The 14,944-nt window shown below is 39.0% G+C and carries 23 protein-coding genes; 19 read left to right on the top strand and 4 right to left on the bottom strand.

Going from position 1 to position 14,944, the window contains the following annotated elements; all coding sequences use genetic code 11:
• Positions 1-530: RNA-guided endonuclease InsQ/TnpB family protein (locus tag A1D25_RS00205; protein ID WP_157393719.1), on the bottom strand; the 530-nt coding region annotated here is incomplete at its 3' end.
• 367 nt (positions 531-897) lie between these two features.
• On the opposite strand from A1D25_RS00205, the gene rpoH reads away from it, so the two are divergent.
• From rpoH to rplQ, 19 genes are all read left to right on the top strand, one after another.
• On the top strand, positions 898-1,842 hold the full coding sequence (gene rpoH / locus A1D25_RS00210) for an RNA polymerase sigma factor RpoH (RefSeq protein WP_157393720.1): 945 nt from the start codon (positions 898-900) through the stop codon (positions 1,840-1,842).
• Positions 1,843-1,950: 108 nt separating this feature from the next.
• Positions 1,951-3,150: a YadA family autotransporter adhesin gene (locus A1D25_RS00215; RefSeq protein ID WP_157393721.1), complete on the top strand. Its 1,200-nt coding sequence runs from the start codon at positions 1,951-1,953 to the stop codon at positions 3,148-3,150.
• Between the two features lie 254 nt (positions 3,151-3,404).
• Positions 3,405-3,776, top strand: a complete 372-nt coding sequence (gene rplN, locus A1D25_RS00220; RefSeq protein ID WP_005711998.1) for a 50S ribosomal protein L14 — start codon at positions 3,405-3,407, stop codon at positions 3,774-3,776.
• 10 nt (positions 3,777-3,786) lie between these two features.
• Complete coding sequence (rplX, locus tag A1D25_RS00225; protein ID WP_157393722.1) at positions 3,787-4,098, top strand: 50S ribosomal protein L24; 312 nt, start codon at positions 3,787-3,789, stop codon at positions 4,096-4,098.
• A gap of 17 nt (positions 4,099-4,115) precedes the next feature.
• Positions 4,116-4,655 carry a 50S ribosomal protein L5 gene (gene rplE / locus A1D25_RS00230; protein WP_157393723.1) on the top strand — a complete coding sequence of 180 codons (540 nt, stop codon included), beginning with the start codon at positions 4,116-4,118 and terminating at the stop codon, positions 4,653-4,655.
• Between the two features lie 11 nt (positions 4,656-4,666).
• Entirely contained in the window at positions 4,667-4,972 is a 306-nt protein-coding gene (rpsN, locus tag A1D25_RS00235) for a 30S ribosomal protein S14 (protein ID WP_157393724.1), read from the top strand.
• A 36-nt stretch (positions 4,973-5,008) separates the two neighbouring features.
• The gene (gene rpsH, locus A1D25_RS00240; protein WP_005705955.1) at positions 5,009-5,401 is read left to right on the top strand and encodes a 30S ribosomal protein S8; all 393 of its coding nucleotides are present in this window, start codon (positions 5,009-5,011) and stop codon (positions 5,399-5,401) included.
• 16 nt (positions 5,402-5,417) lie between these two features.
• Complete coding sequence (gene rplF, locus A1D25_RS00245; RefSeq protein ID WP_157393725.1) at positions 5,418-5,951, top strand: 50S ribosomal protein L6; 534 nt, start codon at positions 5,418-5,420, stop codon at positions 5,949-5,951.
• Between the two features lie 14 nt (positions 5,952-5,965).
• Entirely contained in the window at positions 5,966-6,319 is a 354-nt protein-coding gene (gene rplR, locus A1D25_RS00250) for a 50S ribosomal protein L18 (RefSeq protein WP_157393726.1), read from the top strand.
• A 14-nt stretch (positions 6,320-6,333) separates the two neighbouring features.
• A complete protein-coding gene (rpsE, locus tag A1D25_RS00255; protein ID WP_005625147.1) occupies positions 6,334-6,834 on the top strand; it encodes a 30S ribosomal protein S5 in 501 nt (166 codons plus the stop codon).
• A gap of 6 nt (positions 6,835-6,840) precedes the next feature.
• Positions 6,841-7,020, top strand: coding sequence for a 50S ribosomal protein L30 (rpmD, locus tag A1D25_RS00260; RefSeq protein WP_005599315.1), 180 nt, complete (start codon positions 6,841-6,843; stop codon positions 7,018-7,020).
• A 4-nt stretch (positions 7,021-7,024) separates the two neighbouring features.
• On the top strand, positions 7,025-7,459 hold the full coding sequence (gene rplO, locus A1D25_RS00265; protein WP_157393727.1) for a 50S ribosomal protein L15: 435 nt from the start codon (positions 7,025-7,027) through the stop codon (positions 7,457-7,459).
• Positions 7,460-7,462: 3 nt separating this feature from the next.
• Positions 7,463-8,785 (top strand): preprotein translocase subunit SecY, encoded by a 1,323-nt coding sequence (gene secY / locus A1D25_RS00270; RefSeq protein WP_157393728.1) that lies wholly within the window; start codon positions 7,463-7,465, stop codon positions 8,783-8,785.
• A 25-nt stretch (positions 8,786-8,810) separates the two neighbouring features.
• Positions 8,811-8,924 carry a 50S ribosomal protein L36 gene (gene rpmJ, locus A1D25_RS00275; RefSeq protein WP_123957323.1) on the top strand — a complete coding sequence of 38 codons (114 nt, stop codon included), beginning with the start codon at positions 8,811-8,813 and terminating at the stop codon, positions 8,922-8,924.
• Between the two features lie 138 nt (positions 8,925-9,062).
• Positions 9,063-9,419, top strand: coding sequence for a 30S ribosomal protein S13 (gene rpsM, locus A1D25_RS00280; protein WP_005599322.1), 357 nt, complete (start codon positions 9,063-9,065; stop codon positions 9,417-9,419).
• An 18-nt stretch (positions 9,420-9,437) separates the two neighbouring features.
• Positions 9,438-9,827, top strand: coding sequence for a 30S ribosomal protein S11 (gene rpsK, locus A1D25_RS00285; RefSeq protein ID WP_123957322.1), 390 nt, complete (start codon positions 9,438-9,440; stop codon positions 9,825-9,827).
• A 28-nt stretch (positions 9,828-9,855) separates the two neighbouring features.
• The gene (rpsD, locus tag A1D25_RS00290) at positions 9,856-10,476 is read left to right on the top strand and encodes a 30S ribosomal protein S4 (RefSeq protein ID WP_123957321.1); all 621 of its coding nucleotides are present in this window, start codon (positions 9,856-9,858) and stop codon (positions 10,474-10,476) included.
• Positions 10,477-10,508: 32 nt separating this feature from the next.
• Entirely contained in the window at positions 10,509-11,498 is a 990-nt protein-coding gene (locus A1D25_RS00295; RefSeq protein WP_157393729.1) for a DNA-directed RNA polymerase subunit alpha, read from the top strand.
• Positions 11,499-11,532: 34 nt separating this feature from the next.
• On the top strand, positions 11,533-11,919 hold the full coding sequence (rplQ, locus tag A1D25_RS00300; RefSeq protein WP_157393730.1) for a 50S ribosomal protein L17: 387 nt from the start codon (positions 11,533-11,535) through the stop codon (positions 11,917-11,919).
• A 102-nt stretch (positions 11,920-12,021) separates the two neighbouring features.
• Here rplQ and hflX read toward each other — a convergent pair whose 3' ends face one another.
• From hflX to miaA, 3 genes are all read right to left on the bottom strand, one after another.
• Positions 12,022-13,356: a ribosome rescue GTPase HflX gene (gene hflX, locus A1D25_RS00305; RefSeq protein ID WP_457410132.1), complete on the bottom strand. Its 1,335-nt coding sequence runs from the start codon at positions 13,354-13,356 to the stop codon at positions 12,022-12,024.
• A gap of 72 nt (positions 13,357-13,428) precedes the next feature.
• The gene (gene hfq / locus A1D25_RS00310) at positions 13,429-13,704 is read right to left on the bottom strand and encodes an RNA chaperone Hfq (RefSeq protein ID WP_157393731.1); all 276 of its coding nucleotides are present in this window, start codon (positions 13,702-13,704) and stop codon (positions 13,429-13,431) included.
• A 61-nt stretch (positions 13,705-13,765) separates the two neighbouring features.
• Complete coding sequence (gene miaA / locus A1D25_RS00315; RefSeq protein ID WP_157393732.1) at positions 13,766-14,707, bottom strand: tRNA (adenosine(37)-N6)-dimethylallyltransferase MiaA; 942 nt, start codon at positions 14,705-14,707, stop codon at positions 13,766-13,768.
• Between the last annotated feature and the right edge of the window lie 237 nt (positions 14,708-14,944).

The following is a 14,944-nucleotide window of genomic DNA, read 5'->3' on the forward strand; positions in this document are numbered from 1 at the left end:
TCTCCGCCTTTGTGGGTTGGGATTTCGTATTCAAATTCGGTTTGAATACTGACAAAAAAACGACCGCACTTTTGGCTAACCGTTACGTTTTTAATCTCACCTACCACATCACGGCTGTTGCGATAGCGAACCCAACCGATTTTCGGGAGATACAAGCGGTTATTTTGTTGCTCTAATTTACAACCTTGCGGAAAGCGAAAGCTCTCTTTTAAGCCTTTTTTCTTGAATTTCGGGAAATCTGCATGCTGTTGGAAGAAGTTTTTGAACGCACTTTCAAGATCTTTTAACGATTGTTGAAGTACTTGAGAATGGCATTCTTTGAGCCAAAGTAGCTCTTTTTTCCATTGTGGAAGCAATGCAGTGAGTTTCGAATAGCTAAATTTAAATGTTTTATCTTGTTCGTACTGCTCACTCTGCCAAGCCAATGCTCGATTGAACACAAAACGAGAACAGCCACAGAACCGTTTAATTCTGCGGATTTGCTCGCCATTTGGCATTATCTCGAACTTAAAGGCTTTGCGTAGTTGCATTGACAAGGTTTAGAATGTAATTTTTACCAAATTCTACACTTGGTCTATGAAAAAAGAAACTGAAATTAGACACACCATTCGATTATTCGCCAATACATTGAGCAACAGCAAACACCCGATTAGTTAGGTTTGAAACGGCTATGCCGTTTGTGCCTTACATCTCCGCCCTGAAGGACGGATCTTTTCGGCACAATTCAGGTAAATAGCAATAGTTGCTTACGATTATCTTGTATAGTTGTGAGCAACTATTTGTATTTTACGGTTACCTTTGTACTGATATTTGGCAATTACTTGATAAAAAGGTAATATCTATAAACTTTTTAGCAGTTTGATAATCAAACTGTTTTTTTAATAGATTGAGAAAGTAATGAACCAGCAACCAGATCAAGAACTACCTGATGACGATATTGAAGTGATTGAACCAGAAGAAGTGGAGTTGATAGATGGCAGTGATGAAACCGATCATAAGGCTCTATCAAATACAATGCTTGTTCCACAAGGGAATTTAGATAGCTATATTCGTATGGCAAATCAATATCCGATGCTTACAGCCGATCAAGAAAAAGAACTCGCAGAACGTTTCTACTATGATGAAGATTTAGAAGCAGCAAAACAGTTAATCCTTTCTCATTTAAGGTTTGTTGTACATATTGCTCGTGGCTATATGGGATATGGTTTACCTTTAGCGGATCTTATCCAGGAAGGGAATATCGGTTTAATGAAAGCGGTAAAACGTTTTAATCCTGAAGTGGGGGTACGTTTAGTTTCCTTTGCGGTGCATTGGGTAAAAGCCGAAATTCACGAATATGTGTTGCGTAATTGGCGTATTGTAAAAGTCGCAACGACCAAAGCACAGCGTAAATTATTTTTCAATTTGCGAAAGAATAAACAACGTTTAGCGTGGTTTAATGAAGAAGAAATTCAAAAAGTAGCGGAAGAACTCGGTGTATCGCCCGATGATGTCAAAGAAATGGAATCTCGAATGACAGGGCAAGATATGGCGTTTGATCTGCCTGTTGGTGAAGATAGTGATGAAGCCTATGTTCCATCAATGTATATTGAAGATGATACTTCTAATTTTGCAGATGATTTGGAAGATGAGCAACACAATGGACAAGCAACGGCTCAATTAGCTTATGCTCTCGCACAGTTAGATGAACGTAGCCAAGATATTATTAAAACTCGCTGGCTTGATGAAGAAAAAGCAACATTACACGAACTTGCTGCAAAATATAATATTTCCGCAGAACGTGTTCGCCAGCTTGAGAACCAAGCCTTGAAGAAGATTAAAGATGCGATTACTTTAGAGTAAATGAAATTGTAAATAGAATAAACAAACCAACCGCTTGGTAACTTAGTTTGAACACTTACCAAGCGGTTGGTTTTTTGTAATGAATTGTAAGATTGTCTACATATCAAAGTGGATTTAAAAGAATCTACGGTTGATCTATTTAATCAATATGCGGTTGAAACTGCTAAAGAATTAACAGAAGATTCAAGTAAATTAAAACTTTATGATGCACGTAATGAAGTAATTAAAAATGTCATAACAGCAGCTGAGGAGCTTAAATCTAAAGTTGAGAAATCTGAAAAAGCGGTTAACGATAAACAAAGTGAGATTGATGAAATTAATAGGCAAATTGATGATTTAGCTTTAACGCCAACAGAACAATCTGCAGTTGATTTAAAAACTGAAAAAGAACAAGCGTTGGCGAACAATCAAACCGAAAAAGATAATTTAGCAACAGAGCAAATTCAGAAAAAAAGAGAGTTAGATGATCTGAATCAGGAATTAGCTAGCACAGGTTTAAAAGATTTGGGTTTACGCTCTCAGGCTTATGGCTCGAATGCATTTGCATCGGGTGATGATTCTATTGCAATGGGAACAAATACAACTGTAACATCAAATGATGGTATTGGGATTGGGCGTGATACATCTGTAACTGGTAAAGAATCTATTGCTATTGGTACAAATAATACTGTTGCTTCAGATAATGTTGTGGCAATTGGCTCTAACATTACCGTTGGTGATGGTTTTAATGGTGCAGTTGTTTTAGGTGCAAATTCAAAGCCAGGAAAAGCTCATCCAACGGAAAGCATTGAAATTGAGGGTACAACTTATCACTTTGCAGGTAGTAATCCCACTTCAGTAGTCAGTGTAGGTGGTAGTGGTGAAGAGCGTCAAATTACTAATGTGGCAGCCGGTCGTGTTTCTGAAGATTCAACGGATGCAATTAATGGTTCGCAACTTTATGCGTTAGCGAAAGCCATTGAACAAAAAAATTCAGCACCAAAAGATACTGTTAATATCCATCAGCTAAACCAACAAGGAAATGTAATCAACAAACGTATTGACAACCTTGAGAATAAGATGCAAAAAAACCAAAAACGCACAGATGCAGGTATTGCATCAACTGCTGCAATGGCTAATATCCCTCAAGTAATGTTAGCCGGCAAATCAGGTGTTGGTGTGGGTGTTGGTCATCGCAGCGGACAGAGTGCAATTGCTGTTGGATATTCACGAGCATCTGATAATGCGAAACATATTATTAAACTATCTGTAGGTGTTGATACACAACGTAAATCAACTGTTGGTGCGGGTTATATGTATCAATGGTAAGATATAATAGGAAGTTAGGTTGAGCTTCCAGACTTTTTAAACAAATAAAATAGTAAATCTATATTGAAAACTGACCGCTTGTCGTAATACAAGCGGTCTTTTTCTAGCAAAATTTTACAAATCATTGTAGTTGCTCAAATGTTCAAATTTCGGTTGATCTTGGTGTTCGCTTTGCGATATAATCCACAACCTATTTGCATAGGGCAAATAGGTTCGTCCCGAAAGGGTGTTTTTTATTTTAACGGAGCACTAATATGATCCAAGAACAGACTATGCTGGATGTTGCTGATAACTCAGGGGCTCGTAGCGTAATGTGTATCAAGGTTCTAGGTGGATCGCACCGTCGTTACGCTGCTATTGGCGATATCATCAAAGTTACTGTAAAAGAAGCAATTCCACGCGGTAAAGTTAAAAAAGGTGATGTGTTAAAAGCGGTTGTTGTGCGCACCAAGAAGGGTGTTCGTCGCCCAGATGGCGCGGTTATTCGTTTCGATGGCAACGCTTGTGTAATTTTAAACAATAACACAGAGCAACCAATCGGTACTCGTATTTTTGGACCTGTGACGCGTGAACTTCGTTCTGAGAAGTTTATGAAGATCATTTCTTTAGCTCCAGAAGTACTGTAAGGAGAATGTAATGGCTGCAAAAATCCGTCAAAACGATGAAGTTATTGTTCTTACCGGTAAAGATAAAGGTAAGCGTGGTAAGGTAACTAAAGTGTTACCAAACGGTAAAGTTTTTGTTGAAGGTATCAACATTGTAACTAAACACGAAAAACCAGTTCCAGCTTTAGGTAAAGCAGGTGGTTTAGTGAAAAAAGAAGCTGCGATTGATGTTTCTAATGTTGCAATTTTCAACCCTGAAACAAACAAAGCTGACCGTGTAGGATTTAGATTCGAAGAAGGTAAAAAAGTACGTTTCTTCAAATCTAACGAGAAAACAATTTAATTAACTGGAGTAATGCGATGGCGAAACTGCATGATTACTACAGAGATACAGTAGTTAATGAATTAAAAACTAAATTCAACTACTCATCTGTCATGCAAGTCCCACGAATCGAAAAGATAACCCTGAATATGGGTGTGGGTGAAGCATTGACCGATAAAAAATTGTTAGATAATGCAGTAGCAGATCTAGCAGCAATTAGCGGTCAGAAACCTTTAATTACAAAAGCACGCAAATCTGTTGCAGGCTTTAAAATCCGTCAGGGATATCCAATCGGATGCAAAGTAACCCTACGTGGTGAACGTATGTGGGAATTCTTTGAAAGATTGATTACTATCGCTGTTCCACGTACTCGTGACTTCCGCGGTTTAAATGCGAAGTCTTTCGATGGTCGTGGTAATTACAGTATGGGTGTTCGTGAACAAATCATTTTCCCAGAAATCGACTACGATAAAGTAGATCGTGTTCGTGGTTTAGATATTACTATCACCACAACTGCGAAAACTGATGAAGAAGGTCAAGCTTTATTAGCGGCTTTCAATTTCCCATTCCGTAAATAAGGTAGGTTATCGTGGCAAAACAATCAATGATTGCACGTGATGTAAAACGTGCGAAATTAGCTGATAAATTTTACGCGAAACGTGAAGAATTAAAGAAAATTATTTCTGATGTAAATTCTTCAGACGAAGAGCGTTGGGATGCTGTTTTAAAATTACAAACACTTCCACGTGATTCTAGCCCAAGTCGTCAGCGTAATCGTTGCCGTCAAACTGGTCGTCCACATGGCGTACTTCGTAAGTTTGGCTTAAGCCGTATTAAGGTTCGTGAAGCTGCAATGCGCGGCGAAATTCCAGGCCTTAAGAAAGCAAGCTGGTAATAACCTCTTTTAATTTGGAATCATGGGAGTAAATACATGAGCATGCAAGATCCAATCGCAGATATGCTGACCCGTATTCGTAACGGTCAAGCTGCGAATAAAGTTGCAATCAGTATGCCTTCATCTAAGTTAAAAGTTGCTATTGCAAGCGTTTTAGCTGAAGAAGGTTATGTTGAGAGCTTCAAAGTTGTTGAAGGTTCAAAACCTGAATTGGAAATCACTTTAAAATATTTCCAAAACAAACCAGTTGTAGAAAGTATCCAACGCGTAAGCCGCCCTGGTCTTCGTATTTATAAACGTAAAGACGAATTACCAAAAGTAATGGGTGGTTTAGGTATCGCAGTTGTTTCTACATCTAAAGGTGTAATGACCGATAGAGCTGCACGTCAAGCAGGTCTAGGCGGTGAAATTATCTGTTACGTAGCATAATAGAGGGGTAGGAAGAATGTCTCGTGTTGCAAAAGCACCTGTTAATGTTCCTGCCGGTGTTGAAGTTAAACTCAACGGTCAGCTATTAACAGTTAAAGGTAAAAACGGCGAGTTATCTCGTGAAATTCATAATGCAGTTGAAGTAAATTACGAAGCTAACGTATTAACTTTTGCACCTAAAGCAGGTGTTGTAAATGCAGATGCACAAGCAGGTACTGCACGTGCACTTGTTAATGCTATGGTTATTGGTGTTACTGAAGGCTTTACTAAGAAATTGCAATTAGTTGGTGTTGGTTATAGAGCACAAATGAAAGGTAACGTGGTTGCTTTAAGTTTAGGTTTCTCACACCCAGTTGAACATACGTTGCCAGCTGGCGTAACTGGTGAATGTCCATCTCAAACAGAAATTATTCTTAAGAGTGCTGACAAACAGTTAATCGGTCAGGTAGCAGCAGATATTCGTGCATATCGCCGTCCAGAGCCTTATAAAGGTAAAGGTGTACGTTATTCTGATGAAGTTGTACGTACAAAAGAAGCGAAGAAAAAGTAAAGTAAGGTAACACTATGGATAAGAAAGTAGCTCGTATCCGTCGTGCAAGCCGTGCACGTCATTTAATGAGAGAGCAAGGTGCAACCCGTCTGGTTGTGCATCGCACACCTCGTCATATTTATGCGCAGGTTATTGCACCTAATGGCTCAGAAGTACTAGTAGCAGCTTCAACTGTTGAAAAAGTAATTAAAGAGCAAGTTAAATATACTGGTAATAAAGACGCAGCAGCAGTAGTTGGAAAATTAGTTGCAGAACGCGCTTTAGCTAAAGGTATTAAAGCGGTTGCATTCGATCGTTCAGGTTTCAAATACCACGGTCGTGTACAATCATTAGCAGATGCTGCTCGTGAAGCTGGTCTTCAGTTCTAATAGAGGAATTTGAGATGTCAAACATCGAAAAACAAGCTGGTGAACTGCAGGAAAAGCTAATCGCGGTTAACCGTGTGTCTAAAACCGTAAAAGGTGGTCGTATTATGAGTTTCACTGCTTTAACAGTAGTGGGCGATGGTAACGGTCGTGTTGGTTTTGGTTATGGTAAAGCTCGTGAAGTTCCAGCAGCTATCCAAAAAGCGATGGAAAAAGCTCGTCGCAATATGATTAATGTAGCTTTAAATGAAGGTACATTACAACACCCTGTTAAAGGTTCTCATACTGGTTCTCGCGTATTTATGCAACCAGCAAGCGAAGGTACTGGTATCATCGCTGGTGGTGCTATGCGTGCAGTATTAGAGGTTGCAGGTGTACATAACGTATTATCAAAAGCTTATGGGTCAACAAACCCAATTAACGTTGTTCGTGCTACTATTGATGCACTTGCTAATATGAAATCACCAGAAATGGTTGCTGCTAAACGTGGTAAAACCGTTGAAGAAATTTTGGGGTAATTGAATATGGCAAAAACAATTAAAGTAACTCAAACACGTAGCTCAATTGCTCGTTTACCGAAGCATAAAGCAACGTTAAAAGGCTTAGGCTTACGTCATATTCGACACACAGTAGAATTGATCGATACACCAGCAGTACGTGGTATGATCAATCAAGTTTCATATATGGTTAAAGTTGAGGAGTAATAGAATGCGTTTAAATTCTCTATCCCCAGCTGAAGGCGCTAAGCATAGTGAAAAACGTCTTGGTCGTGGTATCGGTTCTGGTTTAGGTAAAACTGGTGGTCGTGGTCATAAAGGTCAAAAATCTCGTACAGGCGGCGGTGTTCGTCGTGGTTTCGAGGGTGGTCAAATGCCTTTATACCGTCGTTTACCAAAATTTGGTTTTACTTCTCTAAAAGCATTACACGTGGCTGAGATTCGCTTAAACGATTTAGCGAAAGTAGATGGTAATATTGTTACTTTAGATGCTCTTAAAGCGGCTAATGTAGTTACTAAAGATGTTTTATCAGCTAAAGTAATTCTTTCTGGTAAAATTGAAAAAGCAGTAGTAATTAAAGGCTTAGGTGTAACTAAAGGTGCAAAAGCTGCTATCGAAGCTGCTGGCGGTTCTATCGAGGAATAGTAAATGGCTAAACAACCAGGATATCAAGGTAATACTCAAAAAGGAACTGGTGAATTAAAATCTAGATTATTGTTCGTATTAGGAGCTTTAATCGTTTTCCGTATCGGTTCTTTTATTCCTGTGCCTGGTATTGATGCTTCTGTATTATCCGAGCTAGTTCGACAGCAGCAAGGCACCATCATTGATATGTTTAATATGTTCTCTGGTGGTGCTCTAAGTAGAGCATCTATATTTGCTTTAGGTATTATGCCTTATATTTCTGCGTCAATTATTATTCAATTATTGACAGCGATCCATCCTGCTTTAATGGAACTCAAAAAAGAGGGTGAGGCAGGCAGACGTAAAATTAGCAAATATACGCGATACGCAACGTTAGGACTAGCATTAATTCAGTCTTTTGGTATTTCATTTGCCCTACCGAATATGGTTCAAGGATTAGTTCCTAATCCTGGTTTCTTATTCTATACAACTTCTGTAATTAGTTTAGTAACAGGTACAATGTTCTTAATGTGGTTAGGTGAGCAAATCACAGAACGTGGCATTGGGAATGGTATCTCATTAATTATCTTTGCAGGGATTGTAGCTGACCTTCCGTCAGTAATTGGACAAACGATTGAGCAGGCGCGTCAAGGAGAGATTTCGCCTCTTGTTTTATTACTAATTGCTGTAATTGCGTTCGCAGTAACATATTTTGTAGTATTTGTTGAACGAGGACAAAGAAGAATTGTTGTAAATTATGCAAGTCGCCAACAAGGAAGAATGATGGCACCTGCAAGATCATCTCATTTACCATTAAAAGTTAATATGGCTGGTGTAATCCCAGCAATTTTTGCCTCTAGTATTATTCTATTCCCTGCGAGTATTAGTCAATGGGTTGGGCAGAGTGAAAAATTTGAATGGTTATTTGATATATCTCAGTTATTACAACCAGGTCAGCCTTTATATATCATTTTATTTACAGCTGCTGTAATTTTCTTCGCATTCTTTTATACTGGAATGCAGTATAATCCTCGTGATACAGCGGATAATTTGAAAAAATCAGGTGCGTTTGTACCAGGTTATCGACCAGGCGAGCAAACATCTCGTTATATTGATAAAGTAATGACGCGTTTAACCTTAATTGGTGCGTTATATATTGCTTTTGTTTGTTTGGTTCCTTATATCATTACATCAGTATGGAAAGTATCTTTCCAATTGGGCGGTACTTCACTATTGATCGTTGTGGTAGTTATTATGGATTTCATCGCACAGGTTCAAAGTCATTTAATGTCTTTACAGTATGATTCTGTGTTGAAGAAAGCCAATTTGAAAGGCTTAGGGCAATAGCCCTTTGATAGAAAAAGGATAAGCAATGAAAGTTCGTGCTTCAGTTAAGAAATTATGTCGTAACTGTAAAATTGTTAAACGTGAAGGCGTAGTGCGCGTAATTTGTAGCGACGCTAAACATAAACAACGTCAAGGTTAATTGATATTCTTTCTTGCAAAGAACCAGCTGAGCGGTTATACTGCTCAGCTCATTTCGTCCTGATATGCTGTTTGAGTATCCTGAAACGGGCTTTTCAAGATCAGCATATCAATAACTTTAGTTAAATAGGAGTGCATAGTGGCCCGTATTGCAGGCATTAACATTCCTGATCAAAAACATACCGTAATCGCACTAACTGCTATTTATGGCATCGGTAAAACTCGTGCAAAAGCGATCTGCGCTGCAACGGGTATTGCTGAAGATGTGAAGATCAGAGAATTGTCTGAAGAGCAGATTGAAAAACTGCGTGAAGAAGTTGGTAAATTTACTGTCGAAGGTGATTTACGTCGTGAAGTAACTTTAAGCATCAAACGTCTTTTAGACCTAGGTTGCTACCGTGGTTTACGTCATCGTCGTAGTTTACCAGTACGTGGTCAACGTACTAAGACTAATGCGCGTACTCGTAAGGGTCCACGCAAACCGATCAAAAAATAATCGGAGTAGATAAATAAAATGGCTAAAACACCAGTTCGTGCACGTAAACGTGTAAAAAAACAGATCGCAGATGGCGTAGCGCATATCCACGCATCTTTCAATAATACAATCGTAACCATTACTGACCGTCAAGGTAATGCTCTAGCTTGGGCTACTGCGGGTGGTTCAGGTTTCCGTGGTTCTCGTAAATCAACACCATTTGCAGCTCAAGTTGCAGCAGAACGTTGTGCTGAAGTTGTAAAAGAGTTTGGTTTAAAGAATTTAGAAGTTATGGTTAAAGGTCCGGGTCCAGGTCGTGAATCAACAATCCGTGCATTAAATGCAGCAGGATTCCGTATCACGAATATTACTGACGTGACTCCGATTCCACATAACGGTTGTCGTCCACCGAAAAAACGTCGCGTATAATTGACGTTAGAATAATTGGAGAAAGAAAATGGCAAGATATTTGGGTCCAAAGCTCAAGCTAAGCCGTCGTGAAGGTACCGATTTATTCCTTAAATCAGGTGTTCGCGCGATCGAATCAAAATGTAAAATTGATACAGCACCAGGTCAACACGGTGCTCGTAAACCTCGCTTATCTGACTATGGTAGTCAGCTTCGTGAGAAACAAAAAGTTCGCCGTATGTATGGTATTTTGGAACGTCAATTCCGTAATTACTATAAAGAAGCTAACCGCTTAAAAGGCAATACAGGTGAGAACTTATTAGTATTGTTAGAAGGTCGTTTAGACAACGTTGTTTATCGTATGGGTTTCGCTGCAACTCGTGCTGAAGCTCGTCAGCTTGTAAGCCATAAATCTATTGTGGTAAACGGACGTGTTGTAAACATTCCTTCTTATCAAGTTTCTGTTGATGATGTTATTGCTGTTCGTGAGAAATCTAAAAAACAAGCACGTATTAAAGCATCATTAGAATTAGCAACTCAACGTGAGAAACCAACTTGGTTAGAAGTTGATGCTACAAAGATGGAAGGTGTATTTAAACGTACTCCTGAACGTTCTGATCTATCAGCAGATATTAATGAACATCTGATCGTTGAGCTCTATTCTAAATAATAAATAGCGCTTAAAAGCAAAGAGAGGATAAAATGCAGGGTTCTGTGACAGAATTTTTAAAGCCACATTTAGTGAATATTGAACAAATTAGTTCAACTCACGCCAAAGTGACATTAGAGCCGTTAGAGCGTGGCTTTGGCCACACATTAGGTAACGCACTTCGTCGCATTTTACTTTCGTCTATGCCTGGTTGTGCAGTTACAGAAGTAGAAATTGATGGTGTATTACACGAATACAGCAGCAAAGAAGGCGTTCAAGAAGATATTCTTGAGGTGTTGTTAAATCTTAAAGGTCTAGCGGTAAAAGTTCAAAATAAAGATGATATTATTTTGACTCTCACTAAATCTGGAATTGGCCCTGTAACTGCAGCAGACATTACACACGATGGTGATGTAGAAATTGTAAATCCAGAACACGTAATTTGTAATTTAACGGATAAGAACGCATCTATTAGTATGCGTATCCGTGTTCAACGTGGTCGTGGTTATGTACCAGCATCTGCTCGAGTACATTTACAAGATGATGATCGCCCAATCGGTCGCTTATTAGTTGATGCTCGTTTTAGCCCAGTAGATCGCATTGCATATAATGTAGAAGCTGCGCGTGTAGAACAGCGTACAGACTTAGATAAGCTCGTTATTGAGATGGAAACTAATGGAACTTTAGATCCTGAAGAAGCCATCCGTCGTGCTGCAACGATTTTAGCAGAACAGTTAGCTGCATTCGTTGATTTGCGTGATGTTCGTCAGCCAGAAGTTAAAGAAGAAAAACCGGAATTTGATCCTATTCTTCTGCGTCCAGTAGACGACTTAGAGCTGACAGTTCGTTCTGCTAACTGTTTGAAAGCAGAGACAATTCACTATATCGGTGATTTAGTACAACGTACAGAAGTTGAGTTATTAAAAACACCAAATCTCGGTAAGAAATCACTTACAGAGATCAAAGATGTTCTCGCTTCTCGTGGTTTATCACTGGGTATGCGCCTTGAGAACTGGCCACCAGCAAGTATTGCTGAAGACTAGTTTTAGGTTTAGATTTTCTTAGAAGGAATAGGTTATGCGCCATCGTAAGAGTGGACGTCAATTAAACCGTAACAGTAGCCATCGTCAAGCGATGTTCCGTAATTTGGCAAGTGCTTTAATTAGTCACGAAATCATCAAGACTACATTGCCAAAAGCGAAAGAGTTACGTCGTGTAGTTGAACCGTTAATTACTTTAGCAAAAGTTGATAGCGTAGCTAATCGTCGTTTAGCTTTTGCTCGTACACGCAACATTGAAACAGTTGCTAAATTATTCAATGAATTAGGTCCACGTTTTGCACAACGTGCGGGTGGTTATACTCGTATTTTAAAATGTGGTTTCCGTGCAGGCGATAACGCTCCAATGGCTTATATTGAGCTTGTTGAGCGTCCTGAAGTAGCGGCTCAAGAAGCAGCAGAATAATTTATTATAAAGTATAAAAAGCCCGAAAATTCGGGCTTTTTTATTAGATATAACGAAACTATGGAGTGTAATAAGCAAAATAGTTGGGAATCTATTGCTCTATTAGTCCATCCACTTTGCAAACTCTATATATTCTAAAAGCTCAGGGTATTGTTTTAACCACTTTTGCCATTGAATTTTATCGACTTCAAGGGTAATTAAACGATCACCAAATTCATTAAATTGTTCTTGCTGAATACAATTGTGCAAGCGGAATTGGGTGTAAATATGCCCAGCAGTATTGGGTAGTAATACTTTTTCTGATACCAACTCATTTTTCAGTCGAGCTCGCATTGCTTCAAAAAGTAGTTCAATCCCCTGTTGATTTTGAGCAGATAAATAGACAGCTATTGGTTTTCCGTCATCTTGATATTCAATATGTGGCTCAATACCTGCCAATTTATCGACTTTGTTGAATACTAATAAAGTTGGAATATCAAGGGCATTGATTTCATCAAGCACTTGATTAACGGCGTCAATATTCTCATTCTTACGTTCATCAGACACATCAATGACGTGTAGTAATAATGTTGCTTCAGTCGTTTCTTGCAAGGTGGATTTGAATGCAGAAACTAAATCGTGGGGAAGAAAGCGAATAAAGCCAACTGTATCAGCCAAAATAGTCGTACCGACGTCTTGTACTTCGATACGGCGTAAAGTGGGGTCAAGAGTCGCAAACAGTTGATCGGCTGCATATACGCCAGCATCAGTAATTGCATTAAACAGTGTCGATTTACCCGCATTGGTGTAGCCGACCAAAGAAACAGTAGGAATATCTGCTTTCTGTCGTGTTTTACGGTTTTGATTACGCTGTTTATTAACTTTTTCTAAGCGATTTTGCAGTTGTTGGATACGAGCTTTAATTAAACGGCGGTCTGTTTCAAGTTGGGTTTCCCCTGGCCCTCGTAAGCCGACAGCACCGCCTTTTTGTTGATCTTGATTACCTAAACGACGTACTAAACGGGTAGATAAATGGCGTAATTGTGCAAGTTCAACTTGGAGTTTACCTTCGTGAGATCTCGCACGTTGTGCGAAGATATCTAAAATGAGTCCTGTACGATCGACCACCCGACAATCACAAAGTGATTGTAAATTTCTTGTTTGTGCTGGGCTTAGCTGGTGGTTTACTAATACCACCGTTGCACCGAATTGAGAAACAGCATCAGCAATTTCTTGGGCTTTCCCTTGACCTACATAATATTTAATGTGGGGAGCTGAGCGAGATGTTGTTAGAGTAGCAACAATTTCAATACCAGCAGATTCGGCTAATGTTTGAAATTCCAGTAAATTTTCGGTGTCTTTTGTTTGGGAAAGGTAGAGATGGACTAAAATTGCCCGTTCTTTACTTGGGGTATCTTTATGATTAACCGCTGGATTAGATATTGCCGATTCTTCTATTGGCAATAAATCGCCAAACGTAGAATGTTCCACGTTTGGCTCCGAGTAAAAATTTGACGTAGTAATGTTGAATTATTCCGCTTTTTCAGCCGTTTCTACCACTGTTTGTTGTGGTTGTGCTGAGTTGTTATTGTTGTTATGAGCAATTGCTCTTGCTGGTACGATCGTTGAAATCGCGTGTTTATAAACCATTTGGCTTACTGTATTTTTTAATAAAATCACAAATTGGTCGAAAGATTCAATTTGACCTTGCAATTTAATACCATTTACTAAGTAAATAGAAACAGGAATGCGTTCGCGACGTAGTGCGTTTAAGTATGGATCTTGGAGTGATTGACCTTTTGCCATTGTGTAGTCCTTTCTAGTTATTGTTTTATTATTGTGTATTGCCGAAGGCAAGCCAATCTTATCATAAATTATTTCTCTTTTGCTCCAATTTTTCGATCATTTTTGTATAAGCACCTTGTGGATCCAAGCTATCAAGCCACTCGACCTCACTCGTCCAACCTCTTAACCAAGTGATTTGACGTTTGGCTAATTGGCGAGTTGCACAAATTCCTTTATAGATAGCTTCATCTAAATTGATGTCGCCTGCTAAATATTCCCACATCTGACGGTAGCCAACACAACGAATAGAAGGTAAATCAGGGTGAAGATCTTTGCGTTCAAAGAGACGTTGTACTTCTTGCTCAAAGCCTAACTCAATCATTTTATGAAAACGTTGTTCTATACGTTGATGTAATACACTTCGCTCTTGTGGGGCAATGGCAAATTGCATAATATCATAAGGAATACTTTCCCCTTGTTGAGCAGTCAATTCTGTCATTGTTTTGCCTGAGAGATAGAACACTTCTAAAGCTCGATTGATTCTTTGACTATCATTCGGGTTTATTCGTTGAGCTGAAGTTGGGTCAATTTTGAGTAATTCTTGGTGGAGAGAAGCCCAACCTAGTTTCTCTGCTTTTGCTTCAATATCCGCACGAATTTCAGCATTAGCGGAAGGTAAAGGTGATAAGCCGTCCAATAAGCCTTTATAGTAGAGCATTGTGCCACCAACTAGCAAAGGAATCTTCCCTTGAGCCGTAATGTCTGCCATTTCTCGTAAAGCATCTTCACGAAAGTTTGCCACAGAATAGCTTTCAGCAGGATCGAGAATATCAATTAAACGATGGGGCGCAAGTTCTAATTCTGCTGCGTTTGGTTTAGCTGTGCCAATATCCATTCCCTTATATATCAAGGCAGAATCAACACTAATGACTTCTACGGGTAATGTTTGGCGTAGTTTAATGGCAAGATCGGTTTTACCTGATGCGGTAGGCCCCATTAGAAAAATAGCAAGTGGTTTTGACATATTTAAACGAATTAAAATAATAAGCGGTGGGATTTTACCGAAAATTTGCAAAAAATTCAGTAAATCCTACCGCTTAGAAAGTTGAAAGCCCTGTAAAATAACAGGGCTTTACCAAAATTGGGTTTAGTATGAAATACTAATCAGATTATTGACAAAGTCTTTTTTCATTCGGACGCCAGCGTGGCGTCCCTACAAGAAAAGTTATAACCAATTGAAAAATAACAGATTTTATTTTGT

It is taken from the genome of Ursidibacter arcticus (assembly GCF_009761375.1).
Classification (GTDB): Bacteria; Pseudomonadota; Gammaproteobacteria; order Enterobacterales; family Pasteurellaceae; genus Ursidibacter; species Ursidibacter arcticus.

What these genes read in the sequence shown, in the direction of transcription:
- rplE (WP_157393723.1), top strand. Translation starts at nt 4,116, where the DNA reads ATGGCGAAACTGCATGATTACTACAGAGATACAGTAGTTAATGAATTA.
- rpsD (WP_123957321.1), top strand. Translation starts at nt 9,856, where the DNA reads ATGGCAAGATATTTGGGTCCAAAGCTCAAGCTAAGCCGTCGTGAAGGT.
- rpmD (WP_005599315.1), top strand. Translation starts at nt 6,841, where the DNA reads ATGGCAAAAACAATTAAAGTAACTCAAACACGTAGCTCAATTGCTCGT.
- rplF (WP_157393725.1), top strand. Translation starts at nt 5,418, where the DNA reads ATGTCTCGTGTTGCAAAAGCACCTGTTAATGTTCCTGCCGGTGTTGAA.
- rpsH (WP_005705955.1), top strand. Translation starts at nt 5,009, where the DNA reads ATGAGCATGCAAGATCCAATCGCAGATATGCTGACCCGTATTCGTAAC.
- rpsK (WP_123957322.1), top strand. Translation starts at nt 9,438, where the DNA reads ATGGCTAAAACACCAGTTCGTGCACGTAAACGTGTAAAAAAACAGATC.
- rplO (WP_157393727.1), top strand. Translation starts at nt 7,025, where the DNA reads ATGCGTTTAAATTCTCTATCCCCAGCTGAAGGCGCTAAGCATAGTGAA.
- rplX (WP_157393722.1), top strand. Translation starts at nt 3,787, where the DNA reads ATGGCTGCAAAAATCCGTCAAAACGATGAAGTTATTGTTCTTACCGGT.
- rpmJ (WP_123957323.1), top strand. Translation starts at nt 8,811, where the DNA reads ATGAAAGTTCGTGCTTCAGTTAAGAAATTATGTCGTAACTGTAAAATT.
- rplN (WP_005711998.1), top strand. Translation starts at nt 3,405, where the DNA reads ATGATCCAAGAACAGACTATGCTGGATGTTGCTGATAACTCAGGGGCT.
- secY (WP_157393728.1), top strand. Translation starts at nt 7,463, where the DNA reads ATGGCTAAACAACCAGGATATCAAGGTAATACTCAAAAAGGAACTGGT.
- miaA (WP_157393732.1), bottom strand. Translation starts at nt 14,707, where the DNA reads ATGTCAAAACCACTTGCTATTTTTCTAATGGGGCCTACCGCATCAGGT.
- rpsE (WP_005625147.1), top strand. Translation starts at nt 6,334, where the DNA reads ATGTCAAACATCGAAAAACAAGCTGGTGAACTGCAGGAAAAGCTAATC.
- rpoH (WP_157393720.1), top strand. Translation starts at nt 898, where the DNA reads ATGAACCAGCAACCAGATCAAGAACTACCTGATGACGATATTGAAGTG.
- A1D25_RS00295 (WP_157393729.1), top strand. Translation starts at nt 10,509, where the DNA reads ATGCAGGGTTCTGTGACAGAATTTTTAAAGCCACATTTAGTGAATATT.
- rplR (WP_157393726.1), top strand. Translation starts at nt 5,966, where the DNA reads ATGGATAAGAAAGTAGCTCGTATCCGTCGTGCAAGCCGTGCACGTCAT.
- rplQ (WP_157393730.1), top strand. Translation starts at nt 11,533, where the DNA reads ATGCGCCATCGTAAGAGTGGACGTCAATTAAACCGTAACAGTAGCCAT.
- hfq (WP_157393731.1), bottom strand. Translation starts at nt 13,704, where the DNA reads ATGGCAAAAGGTCAATCACTCCAAGATCCATACTTAAACGCACTACGT.